The organism is Streptomyces sp. NPDC053673, assembly GCF_055585225.1.
This window is the reverse complement of sequence record NZ_JBVJKN010000011.1, coordinates 215,547-227,597: the sequence shown is the minus strand read 5'-3', so window position 1 is coordinate 227,597 and position 12,051 is coordinate 215,547. Positions and strand designations below refer to the sequence as shown.

General features: G+C 71.2%; 8 protein-coding genes. All 8 read left to right on the top strand.

Annotation, left to right across the window (positions count from 1 at the left end; genetic code table 11):
- Positions 1-1,460 (top strand): thioesterase II family protein (locus ACZ6ZQ_RS18695; RefSeq protein ID WP_469769589.1); only part of this gene is annotated, 1,460 nt, incomplete at its 5' end.
- Between the two features lie 25 nt (positions 1,461-1,485).
- Positions 1,486-2,490 (top strand): TauD/TfdA family dioxygenase, encoded by a 1,005-nt coding sequence (locus ACZ6ZQ_RS18690; protein ID WP_469769588.1) that lies wholly within the window; start codon positions 1,486-1,488, stop codon positions 2,488-2,490.
- Positions 2,491-2,585: 95 nt separating this feature from the next.
- Positions 2,586-3,620, top strand: coding sequence for a 2,3-diaminopropionate biosynthesis protein SbnB (sbnB, locus tag ACZ6ZQ_RS18685; RefSeq protein ID WP_469769598.1), 1,035 nt, complete (start codon positions 2,586-2,588; stop codon positions 3,618-3,620).
- A gap of 242 nt (positions 3,621-3,862) precedes the next feature.
- Entirely contained in the window at positions 3,863-4,846 is a 984-nt protein-coding gene (gene sbnA, locus ACZ6ZQ_RS18680; protein WP_469769587.1) for a 2,3-diaminopropionate biosynthesis protein SbnA, read from the top strand.
- A gap of 188 nt (positions 4,847-5,034) precedes the next feature.
- On the top strand, positions 5,035-5,865 hold the full coding sequence (locus tag ACZ6ZQ_RS18675; protein WP_469769586.1) for an ATP-grasp domain-containing protein: 831 nt from the start codon (positions 5,035-5,037) through the stop codon (positions 5,863-5,865).
- A 209-nt stretch (positions 5,866-6,074) separates the two neighbouring features.
- On the top strand, positions 6,075-7,403 hold the full coding sequence (locus tag ACZ6ZQ_RS18670; RefSeq protein WP_469769585.1) for an MFS transporter: 1,329 nt from the start codon (positions 6,075-6,077) through the stop codon (positions 7,401-7,403).
- A 23-nt stretch (positions 7,404-7,426) separates the two neighbouring features.
- A complete protein-coding gene (locus ACZ6ZQ_RS18665) occupies positions 7,427-10,966 on the top strand; it encodes an amino acid adenylation domain-containing protein (protein ID WP_469769584.1) in 3,540 nt (1,179 codons plus the stop codon).
- Positions 10,957-12,045, top strand: coding sequence for a MupA/Atu3671 family FMN-dependent luciferase-like monooxygenase (locus ACZ6ZQ_RS18660; RefSeq protein ID WP_469769583.1), 1,089 nt, complete (start codon positions 10,957-10,959; stop codon positions 12,043-12,045). Before ACZ6ZQ_RS18665 ends, ACZ6ZQ_RS18660 begins: the two co-directional genes overlap by 10 nt.
- Positions 12,046-12,051 lie beyond the last annotated feature (6 nt).

The following is a 12,051-nucleotide window of genomic DNA, read 5'->3' as shown; positions in this document are numbered from 1 at the left end:
TGGCCGACCCGCACCGCCCGCATCAGCGGCTCTACCGCAGTGGTGATAGGGGCCGCTGGCACCCGTCGGGGAAGCTGGAGTTCCTCGGCCGCCGCGACACCCAGGTCAAGATCCGCGGCTTCAGGATCGAGATCGGCGAGATCGAGAACACCCTGCTGCGGGTACCCGGCGTCCGCGACGCGGCCGTCGTGGTCGCGGACTCCCCCGCCGGCAAGCAGCTCATCGCCTTCTACGCCGCCCCCCGCCCGCTGGAACCCTCCGCCCTGCACCAGCAGCTCGCCGCCTCCCTGCCCGCCTACATGGTGCCCTCCGCCTTCCACTGGCAGCAGGCCCTGCCGCTGACCTACAACAGCAAGATCGACAAGAAGAAGCTGACGGTGCTCGCCGCAGAACTCGCGACCACCGACGACACCCCCGCAGACGATGCGCCCGTCACCCCGGCCGAAAAGCGCCTGGCCGCCGCCTGGGCAACCGTCCTCGGCATCCCCGAGGACCGGATCGGACGCCGCGACCACTTCTTCGACCGCGGCGGCACGTCCCTGTCCGCGGTGAAACTCGCCGTCGCCCTGGACCGCCAGGTCTCCCTCAAGGACGTCACCCGCCACCCCCACCTCGCCGACCTCGCCGGCCTCCTCGACGGTAACGGCCCGGAGAGCCCCCACCAGGCAGCTTCGACCGGGCTGCTCCAGCCGCTGTCGGAGCCGGACGGCGAGCGGGCCGCTGCCCTGATCTGCTTCCCGTACGCCGGCGGCAACGCGGTGAACTTCCGGCCGATGGCCAGGGCGCTCGCGCCTGCCGGGCCCGCCGTGTACGCCGTCGAGCTGCCCGGTCACGACATGGCCGCCGGAGCCGCCGAGTGCGAGCCGTTCGCGCCGATGGCGCAGGTGGTCGAGCAGGTCGTCGCCGAGATCACGGGCCGTGGCCTGACCAGGGTCCTGCTGTGGGGCCACTCCTCGGGCACCGCGTTCGCCGTGGAGACGGCCAGGAGACTGCAGGAGCGCGGGGTGCACGTCCAGCGGGTGTTCCTCGGCGCGCAGCTGCTCGGTGACGCCACCGAACGGCGGGCCGCCATCACCGAGCTGACCGGACGGAGCGACGCCGAGATCGCGGCGGGGCTGAGCACGGACCGCGGCTACACCGAGCTCGGTGAGCTGGACGCGCGGCACGCCGAGCATGTCGGCGCCGCGTACCGGCACGACTGCGTGTCCGCACACCGCTATCTCGCCGACGCCCTGGACGATCCGCCGACGGTGAAACTGTCCGCGCCGGTCACCGTGGTCGTCGCCGCCGACGACCCGTACACGGCGGAGTTCCCACGCCGGCACCACGACTGGCAGCTGCTGGCCGACCACGTAGATCTGTACGAACTCCCCGACGGCGGCCACTACTTCTTGCGTACCCGTCCGAACGAGACAGCACAAGCCGTGCTGCGTACCGCCGAATTGCCGGCTTCCTCCTGAGCCGCGAACCGAAAGGAACAACGAGATGTCGTCCTCATCCCCGGCGTCACTGCTCGATGTGGACTCGCAACCAGGCAAACCCGCGATGCTGCGGGTCGAGGCCACCGGCGAGGCGACGAGCTGGGCGGCAGAGCAGCGGGACGCGCTGCGCGCCGTCGTCGCCGAGCACGGTTCGGTCCTGGTCCGCGGCCTCGGGCTGCGCGACGCGGCCGAGACCGGTGCCGTGTTTCAGCGGCTGGCCACCGGTCTGATGGCCGAGAAGGAGGCGTTCGCGCCCCGCGAGACCTACTCCGACGGGGTGTACTCCTCGTCGAAGTGGCCCCAGAACCAGCCGATGTGCATGCACCACGAGCTGAGCTACACGCTCGAGTTCCCCGGTCTGATGATGTTCGCCTGCCTCAGCGCGCCCACCGAGGGCGGGGCGACCGCGGTGGCCGATGCGCCGACCGTGCTGGAGGCGCTGCCGTCCGAGCTGGTCGAGCGGTTCGAGCGGGAGGGCTGGCTGCTCGCCCGCAGCTACAACGACGAGATCGGGGCGTCCTACGCCGAGGCTTTCGGCACCGAGGACCGTGGCGCCGTCGAGAACTACTGTCGCGCCAATGCCATCGAGTTCGAGTGGCAGCCCGACGGTGGACTGCGGACCCGCCAGCGCCGCAGCGCCGTGGTGCGGCACCCGGTCTCCGGGCGGCGCTGCTGGTTCAACCAGGTCGCGTTCCTCAACGAGTGGACGATGGCCCCCGAGGTCCGCGAGTACCTGGTGGACGTCTACGGCGCCGACGGGCTGCCGTTCAACACCCGCTTCGGCAACGGCGACCCGATCGGCGAGAACGTCGTACAGCTGCTCAACGAGGTCTACGACGCCCACACCGCACGCGAGCCGTGGCAGGCCGGCGACCTGATGCTGGTCGACAACGTGAGCACCGCGCACAGCAGGGAGCCCTACGAGGGACCGCGCGAGGTCCTCGTCGCGATGGCCGACGCGGTGCGCCTGGCCGACTGTTCGCCGACCGTCCAGGTGACTGTGGGGTGACCACCATGCGTTTCACGGCAATCGAGTCCGCAACAGAGTCCGCGTTGGAATCCGCACTGGAATCCGCGGCGCTGGAATCCACACTGGAGTCAGCAATGTCCGAACCGCTCACCGTGCCACCGTTCGCGGTGATCTCCGGTGCCCAGGTCCAGCAGGTGCTGCAAGGGCGCGAGAAACAGATCGTGGAACTGGTCGAGGCGACCTACCGGCTGCACGGCGCCGGTCGATCGGTCAACCCTCCGTCGTATTTCCTGCGCTTCCCCGACCGTGCGTCCTCCCGGATCATCGCGCTGCCAGCCTCGATCGGCGGGCAGGTGCGGGTGGACGGCCTCAAATGGATCTCCAGCTTCCCGCAGAACGTGGCGTCCGGAATCCCCAGGGCCTCGGCCGTGCTGATCCTCAACGACCACGACACCGGCTACCCGTTCGCCTGCCTGGAAAGCTCCATCATCAGCGCCACCAGGACGGCCGCTTCCGCGGCACTGGCGGCGGACTGGCTCAGCCGCAGCCGGCATCGCCCGACGCGCGTCGGATTCTTCGGGGCGGGTCTGATCGCCCGCTACATCCACACCTTCCTGGCGGGCACCGGCTGGTCGTTCGACGAGATCGGCGTCCACGACGTGTCCGCCGACAGCGCGGCCGGCTTCCGCTGCTATCTGGAGCAGTCGGGCACAGCCGGCCGGATCAGCGTGCACGACAGCGCCGAGGAGCTGATCCGCTTCAGCGACCTGGTCGTCTTCGCCACCGTCGCCGGGAAACCGCATGTCAGCGATCTGTCGTGGTTCGCGCACAATCCGCTGGTGCTGCACGTGTCGCTGCGCGACCTCGCGCCGGAGATCGTGCTCGCCTCGGCCAACATCGTCGACGACATCGACCACTGTCTGAAGGCCGACACCTCGCCCCACCTGGCCGAGCAGCTCACGGGAAACCGGAACTTCCTGCACGGCACGCTGGACGACGTGATCGCCGGGCGGGTGACACCTCCGGCGGACCGGCCACTGGTCTTCTCGCCCTTCGGCCTCGGAGTGCTCGACCTCGCGGTAGGCAAGTACGTCTACGACGAAGTTGCCCGGGCGGGAGAGTTGCACGTCATCGAGGACTTCTTCCACGAACTGCGCCGGTACGGATGAGCGGCCGCGAACACGGTCGGCCGAGCATTTCCGACCGACGGACAAGGAGGTTCACACAGGACTGATCCCAGGAGAGATCACCGGTCAAGTTGCCGCAGGTACGCGCGCACGAAACCGCGGCCACTGACGCAGGGCTCGCCGTCCGGCCCGGTTGGACCCGAGGTCCCGCGCGAAAGAGCGGGAAATCCGCCAACGACCAGATGGAGTTCCGAAAAGGCCCTGCAGCAGATGAGGAGGCCATCGTGCCAGTAATTTCCGTTCCCTACGCCTTCAATGAAGAGCAGCTCTACATCGACCTCCGGTCGATCTTCGGGCATTCGCTCTTCCTGAAGTGCGAGGGCTTCAACTTTGCCGGCTCGATCAAGCTGAAGGCCGCGATCGAGATGGTGGAGAGCGCCGAGCGGGACGGAGTCCTGACTCCGAACTCGATCCTGGTCGAGTCCTCGTCCGGAAACCTGGGCGTGGCGCTGAGCATGATCGCGGCGAGCAAGGGTTACCGGTTCCTGTGCGTGACGGACTCCCGCTGCAACCTGTCGACCAGGTTGATGATGGAGGCATTGGGCAGCCAGGTGCACGTCATAGCCGGGCACGCGGCCAACAGCAGTTTCCTCGGCGCACGACTCGACTACATCCGCGCGCTGTGCGCCTCCGACGACCGGTACGTGTGGCTCAGTCAGTACACCAATCCGGGCAACTGGAGGGCCCACTACCGCAAGACCGCGCCGGAGATAGCCCGCCAGTTCCCGGGTCTGGACGTGCTGTTCGTCGGGGCCGGCACCACCGGCACCCTGATGGGCTGCGCGCGGTTCTTCCGCGAGTGGCACCGGCCAGTGCGGATCATCGCCATTGACAGCGTCGGCTCGGTGAGCTTCGGCGGTGCGCCGGGCCGTCGCATGATTCCCGGCCTCGGCATGAGCATCCGTCCGCCGCTGCTCGACGAGTCCTACGTGGACGAGGTGATACGCGTCGAGGAGGCGGACACCATCCGTGCCTGCCACCGTCTGGCCAGACGCGGCTTCGTGTTCGGCGGATCCACCGGCACGGTGGTCAGCGGCGCGATGCGCTGGCTGGACCAGCACGACGAGCGTGAACCCACCGCGGTGGCCATCGCGCCGGACCTCGGCGAGCGCTACCTCGACACCATCTACCAGACCAACTGGCTGAAGGACCTCTACGGCGAGGACGTAATCGGCTCCGACGAGCTGACCGGTCCCCGGGGAACCTGACCCGCGCCACCGACTCGGCCGCCGGGACCGGCGGCCGAGTCGGTGGACGTTCAGGGCCCCGGCGATCACGGAGCGGGCTCGCACGTGACGTCGGTCGTGGCGCACACGTCAGGAGGTCGGTACGGCACACCCCGCTCGGACCCTGAGAGATGATCGGGTGATCAGGCGTTCGATCGGCGGGAGCAGGCATGGACGTGGCGAAGAGCAGGGGTCGGGTCCTGTATGTGACCGACCTGGCCTATCAGGCGCGCGGGCGGCGGTACTGCGACGAGGACATCCAGCTGGCCTCGCGGCTGCGCGAGCACGTCCCGCTCGCCCTGTGCCATCCACGGGACGCCGAGACGCTCATGGGCGCGTTCGACCTGGTCGTCGTCCGCAACAGCGGGCCCGTCATGCACTACCAGGACGCGTACGACGCGTTCCGGGAGCGGGCGCTCGCGGAGGGCGTGCGGGTCTACAACCCGCTGACCGGCAAGGGAGACATGGCCGGCAAGGGCTATCTGCCGGCCCTGTCCGCGGCCGGGTACCCGGTGATCCCGACCGTCGACCGGGAGGCGGATCGCGGACGGCTGCCGGACACCGACGAGTACGTCGTCAAGCCCGTGCTCGGGGCGGATTCGGAGGGACTCGTCTTCGTGAGCCGGGACGAGCTGGCCGGGGTGGAGTTCGGCGAGATCCTCGTACAGCCGCGGGTGCGGTTCCGCTACGAGGTGTCGTTCTACTTCATCGACCGCGCCTTCCAGTACGCGCTCCACGCGCCCCGGCCCGAGCGCCGCTGGGAGCTGGAGCGGTACGACGCGAGCGCGGCGGATCTGGACTTCGCGCGGGCCTTCGTCGAGTGGAACGGACTGGAGTACGGGATCCAGCGGGTGGATGCGTGCCGGGACGAGTACGGGCGGCTGCTGCTGGTCGAGCTGGAGGATCTGAATCCGTATCTGTCGCTGGATCTGGTCGACGCGGAGACCCGTGAAGGATTCGTGCAGACGTTCGTGAAGTCGGTGCGGTCAGCAATGGGCTGAGGTGATACCGGCCCACGTGGGCAGGGGTGTTGGGGATCATGAAAACCCTTGATCGGATCTCCTGATGTGTGCAAAGGTTCGAACGCGCCCGCATCGGAGAGCACGGTGACCAACACCGAAGGGACGTCGGGGTCTTCATGCGCAAGTCCTTACCTGTGGAGGACGGCACCACCGAGCCACAAGCTCGCCCTCCTCGCAGATTCGCGGGAATGGGGTCGTTCACCCTCATATGGAGCGGCCAGGTCGTATCCCTGGTCGGCAACTCCGTACTCCGCTTCACCTTCATCATCGAGGCCTGGTCCACGAACGAACGGGCGACGGCGGTCACCGTCCTCTCCCTGTGCGCGCTCCTGCCGCAGGTGCTCTTCAGTCCCTTCGCCGGGGCGATCATCGACCGCTGCAGCAGACGGGCCGCGCTCCAACTGGCCGATCTGAGCGGCCTCGCGGTCGTCGGTGCGCTGACCGCGCTGCACTTCCTCGACGGCCTGCGGACCTGGGAGATCTATCCGGCCGTCGCCCTCCTCGGGGTGTCCGCGGCCTTCCAGTTCCCCGCCATGGCCGCGGCTGTGCCCCAACTCGTCAGCAGGGACCAGCTGCAGCGCGCCAACGGCATGCTGGCCAGCGCCAAGAGCACCGCCGAGGTCGGCGGACCGGCGCTCGGCGGAGTGCTGGTCGCCTTCTCCGGGCTCGGCTTCATCCTCTGGGCCGACCTGCTGAGCTTCGCCTTCGCGCTGCTCGCCATCCGTCTGGTGCGGCTGAGCACGGAGCGGCCGGAGCCCGCGGCGCCGGGGAAGGCGAGGCCGAAACTGCGCCGCGAGGCCGTCGCCGGACTGCGCCATCTGTTCCGCTACCCGAGCCTGCGCGATCTGATCCTCAACTTCTGTGTCGTGAACCTCGTGATGGTGTTCGGCTTCGCCGCCGTCCAGCCGATGGTGCTGGCACGGACCGGCAACGACCCGGCCGCGCTGGCCGCCGTGAACACCGCCATCGGGATCGGCGGGGTCGCGGGCGGGTTGCTGATGGCGGCGTGGGGCGGGCCCAGGAACCGGGGCCGCGGAATGATGTTCGGGATCATCGGCATGTGCCTGTCGGCGCAGGTGGCGATGGCGGTGTCGGACACCGTGATCGGCTGGTGCGCGGCCATTCTCGTCGGGGCGCTGATCATGCCGCTGGTCAACGGCTCGATGCAGGCGATCGTGCAGACCAAGGTCGAGCAGGAGTGGCACGGGCGGGTCTTCGGCGCGGTGATGTTCCTGTCGCAGATCTCGGTGCCCGTGGCCACGGCGGTGTCCGGGCCGCTCGCCGACGCGGTCTTCGAACCGCAAGCGGCCGCCGGGACAGGGGTGTTCGCGGTGCTCGGGCCACTGGTGGGGGACGAACCGGGCAGCGGGATGGCCGGAATGCTGTTCCTGGCCGGTGTGTGCGGTATCGCGGTGGCGCTGTGGGGCCTGGCCCGGCGCACGATCCGGGACATCGACGTACTGCTCCCGGACCTGGATCCCAAGGCTCAGGACCCGGCGTCGGGGGACGCACGCTGAACAGCGAAGGTGTGGAGGTGGGGATGGAGCGCGTGCACGAGCTCTTCGAGGAGCAGGCGGCGCGGGGGCCGGAACGTACGGCTCTGGTTTTCGGTGAGGACAGGATCGGCTACGGCGAACTCGACGCGCGGGCCGGCCGGATGGCGGCACGGCTCGCCGGGCACGGAGTGGGCCGCGGGTCGCTGGTCGGCGTGCGGCTGGAGCGGGGCACCGAGATGGTCGTGGCGCTGCTCGGGGTGCTGAAGGCCGGGGCCGGGTACGTGATGCTCGACCCGGAGTTCCCGGAGGAGCGGCTGCGTGCCATGGCGGCGGACGCCGGGGTCGACGTGGTCGTGGGGCCGGACGGAATCTCCGGCGCGGGCGCCGGGACATCCGATGAAGGCACCGGGATCTCCGACGAGGGCGCCGGGGGCCGTGGTGGCGACGGAGGCGGCTGCGACGATGTCGCCTGCGTCATGTTCACCTCCGGGTCCACCGGGCGGCCCAAGGGCATCGTCGCCCCGCACCGGGCCGTCGCCGAAACCCTGACCGGCCAGGATTTCGCCGCCTTCGGGCCCGGCTCGGTCTGGCTGCAGTGCGCGCCGGTCTCCTGGGACGCCTTCGCGCTGGAGCTGTGGGGGCCGCTGCTGAACGGCGGTACGTGTGTGCTGCACCCGGGGCAGCGGCCCGACCCGGTCGTCATGGCCCGGCTCGTCGCCGAGCACGGCATCACCTCCCTGTATCTGTCCGGGAGCCTCTTCAATGTGATCGTCGACGAGTACCCGAAGGCGCTGGCCGGGGTGCGCGAGGTGATCGTCGGGGGCGAGGCGCTGTCGCCCGCGCATGTGGCCCGGGCGATGGACCTTTGGCCGGAGCTCCGGCTCAGCAACGGATACGGGCCCGTGGAAGGCATGGTCTTCCTCACCGTCCACCGGATCACCGCCGAGGACGCCCGGGCGGCGGCGGTGCCGATCGGGCGGCCGCTCGTGGGCAAACGGATCCACGTCCTCGACGAGCGGCTGCGGCCCGTGCCGGACGGGGTGACCGGCGAGCTGTACGCCGCCGGGGCCGGGCTGGCGCACGGGTACGCGGGGCGGCCCGGGCTGACGTGCGAGCGGTTCGTGGCCGATCCGTACGGTGCCGCGCCGGGCGGGCGGATGTACCGCACCGGGGATCTGGTGCGGCGCCGCGCCGACGGGGTGCTGGAGTTCGTGGGGCGGGCGGACGCACAGGTGAAGATCCGCGGCTTCCGGGTCGAGCCGGGCGAGGTCGAGGCGGTGCTGTCGCGCCATCCGGGCGTGGCACGGGTTGCTGTCGTCGCACGCGAGGACGGCGGCGAGAAGCGCCTGGTGGCGTACGCGGTGCCGCGCGGGGACGGGGCGCGGCCGGAAGCGGCCGACCTGCGGGAGCACGCGAAGGGCCTGCTGCCCGACTTCATGGTGCCGGGCGCCTTCGTACTGCTCGACGCGCTGCCGCTGCTGGCGAACGGCAAGCTGGACCGGCGGGCGCTGCCGGAGCCCGGGCCCGTGGTCGGTACGGCCGTGGACGGCGGGGCCGCGGTGGCGTCGAGCGAGACGGAGAAGGCCCTCTGCGGGCTGTTCTCCGAGGTGCTCGGGGTGCCGTCGGTCGGCCCCGACGACGACTTCTTCGCGCTGGGCGGGCACTCGCTGCTCGTGGCGCGGCTGCTGGGGCGGATCCGGACGGCGCTGGGCGCCGAGGTCGGCGTACGGACGCTGTTCGAGTCACCGACGCCCGGCCGGCTCGCACCGCACATCGAGGGCGCGGCGGTCGCGGCCGCTGCGGAACCGCTCGGCGGGAGCGCACCGGGCGGCACGGACGCGCCGTCCGTGTCGTACGCGCAGCGGCGGCTCTGGTTCATGGACCGGATCGACGCCGGGGTCGCGTACAACATGCCGATGCTGGTGCGGCTGCGCGGGACGGTCGACGCGGAGGCGCTGGGCACCGCGCTCCGCGAGGTCGTGGCGCGGCACGAGGCGCTGCGGACCGTGTTCGAGGAGGTGGACGGGGAGCCGGTGGCCCGCGTGCGGGACGCGGCGGAGCCGCTGCTGCGCCGGGTGACCGTGGACGCCGGCGAGCTGGAGGCACGCATCGCGCAGGCGGCGCGCCACCGGTTCGATCTGGCCTCCGAACTGCCGGTGCACGGTGTCCTGTTCGGCGTACGGGGACGCCCCGACGAGCATGCGCTGCTGCTGGTCATGCATCACATCGCGACGGACGGGTGGTCGCTGCCGCCGCTGTTCCGCGATCTGTCGCGGGCGTACGCGGGTGTGACGTCCGCCCCTCTCGCCGTGCGGTACGCGGACTTCGCCCGCCGTCAGCACGAGCGGCTGGCGGGGGGCCTCGCGGAGCGGCAACTCGCCTACTGGCGCGGTGTGCTGGCGCATGCCCCGGACGGGCCGCGGCTGCCCGCGCCCGATGCGGCGGCGGGCCACGCCCACGATCCCGGTCGCGGTCCCGATCACGCGGAGACGGTCGTACGGCGTCTCGACGCCGCCGGCCACGCCCGGCTGATCGAGCTGGGCCGCGAGCACGGGGCGACGCTGTTCATGGTGCTCCACGCGGCTCTTGCCGCCGTCCTCGCCCGGGCGGGCGCGGGCGAGGAGACGTCGGTGGCCGCGCCGGTCGCCGGGCGCGGCACGGACGGGACCGTCGACGACGTCGTCGGCTTCTTCGTCAACATGGTCGTCCTGCGGACGGACGCCTCGGGCGACCCGACGGTACGGGAACTGGTGCAGCGCGTGCGGGACGTGGACCTCGCGGCGTACGCCCACCAGGACGTGCCGTTCGAGCAGGTCGTGAACGACCTCAATCCAAGGCGCCGGCCGGGCCGGCATCCGTTCACGGACGTCGTCCTGGCCCTGCAGAACAACGCCCGCGCGGAGGTCACGCTGCCAGGTGCGGAGGCGCGGGTCGAGGTCGTCCGTACCGGCGCGGCCCGCTTCGACCTCCTGGTCGACGTGACCGACGACCACGGCCCGGGCGGCACGCCGGAGGGCATCGCCGTGACCCTGGAGTACCGGACGCGCGCGGTGGACACCCCGTTCACGCAGTGGCTCGCGGACGCGCTCGTCCAGACGCTGCGAGCGGCGGCGGACAACCCGGAGCTGCGGCTGTCCGAGCTCGGCCTCAGCGAGCCGCCACGGCGCGCAGCACCGTCGACGGCAGGGCCGGCCGTCGACGGCGACACGGCCCGGTCCGCCGCTCCCGGAACCGGCCGGTCCGGACCGGCGGAACCCGCCGAGTCCGCCGAGCGCGCTGAGCCCGCCGCGGGCATGCAGCAGCTCGTCGCAAGCGTCTGGGCCGATGTCCTCGGCGTGGAACGCATCGGCGGGCAGGACGACTTCTTCATGCTCGGCGGGAACTCGCTGCGCGCCGTGCGGGTCGCGTCGCGGCTCACGGAGCGCACGGGGCGGGGCGTGACGGTGGCGACGGTGTTCGGGGCGCCCACCGTGGCCGGGCTGGCGGCGGCGATCGAGCAGGCGCCCGTCGAGAGCACGGGGCCGATCATGCGCCGTCCCCGTATTCCGCGGGCGCGGGGAGAGGAGGCTCCGGCATGGAGCTGAGCGTGATGTTCTTCGGTGCTGACGGGACTGCTGACGCCGGTGGAGCCGGTGGACCGGGCGGGGCGGGCGGCGCCGGGGTCCGGCATGTGGAGAAGTACGAGGAGCTGCTGGAGATCGCCCGCGTCGCCGACCGGCTCGGGTTCCACGCGATCTGGACACCCGAGCGGCACTTCCAGCAGGTGGGCCAGATGTTCCCCAGTCCGCCCGTGCTCAGCGCGGCGCTCGCCGTCGCGACCGAGCGGATCGGGATACGGGCCGGGAGCGTCGTCCTGCCGCTGCACCACCCGCTGCGCGTGGTCGAGGACTGGGCGGTCGTCGACAATCTGTCGCACGGCCGCGTCGGGCTTTCCGTCGCCACCGGCTGGCACTCAGCGGACTTCGTCCTGGCCCCCGGCGCCTACGCCGACCGCCGTGAGCGGACCGTGCGCGACATTCCCCTGCTGCGCCGCCTCTGGGCGGGCGAGGCGGCCGAATTCCCCGACGGCACGGGCGAGTTGAGCGCGGTGCGCCCGCAGCCCCGGCCGGTGCAGGAGACCCTGCCGCTGTGGATGACAACGTCCGGCAACCCGGAGACGTGGGAGACCGCGGGCCGGCTGCGCACCGGCGTGCTCGGGGCGACCGTCGGACAGAGCAGGGACGAGCTCGCCGAGAAGATCCGCCGGTACCGGGACGCCTGCGCCGCCGCACCCGAGCAGAGCGGGACGGGACCACACGGACGGGTCACGCTCATGGCGCACACCTACGTCGGCGCCGACGACGAAGAGGTACGGCGGCTGGCCGCGGCGCCGCTGAAGGCGTACCTCACGTCGTATGTGCGCCAGACGACGGCCAACCGCACCGCCGACCGCCGCACCGCGGAACTCACCGAGGCACAGACCGGCATGCTCGCCGACTTCGCCTTCGAGCGCTATCTGACCTGGGGCAGCCTGCTGGGCTCGCCGGAGACCTGCCGCAAGATGCTCGCCGGTCTGCGGGAGCTGGGCTGCGACGAGGTCGCCTGCTTCGTCGACTTCGGCCTCGGCCGGGACGCCGTGCTCGCCGGGCTCCACCGGCTGGCCGCACTCCGAAAGGACTTCTGAGAGCTG

What these genes read in the sequence shown, in the direction of transcription:
- sbnB (WP_469769598.1), top strand. Translation starts at nt 2,586, where the DNA reads ATGTCCGAACCGCTCACCGTGCCACCGTTCGCGGTGATCTCCGGTGCC.
- ACZ6ZQ_RS18690 (WP_469769588.1), top strand. Translation starts at nt 1,486, where the DNA reads ATGTCGTCCTCATCCCCGGCGTCACTGCTCGATGTGGACTCGCAACCA.
- ACZ6ZQ_RS18675 (WP_469769586.1), top strand. Translation starts at nt 5,035, where the DNA reads ATGGACGTGGCGAAGAGCAGGGGTCGGGTCCTGTATGTGACCGACCTG.
- ACZ6ZQ_RS18660 (WP_469769583.1), top strand. Translation starts at nt 10,957, where the DNA reads ATGGAGCTGAGCGTGATGTTCTTCGGTGCTGACGGGACTGCTGACGCC.
- ACZ6ZQ_RS18670 (WP_469769585.1), top strand. Translation starts at nt 6,075, where the DNA reads ATGGGGTCGTTCACCCTCATATGGAGCGGCCAGGTCGTATCCCTGGTC.
- ACZ6ZQ_RS18665 (WP_469769584.1), top strand. Translation starts at nt 7,427, where the DNA reads ATGGAGCGCGTGCACGAGCTCTTCGAGGAGCAGGCGGCGCGGGGGCCG.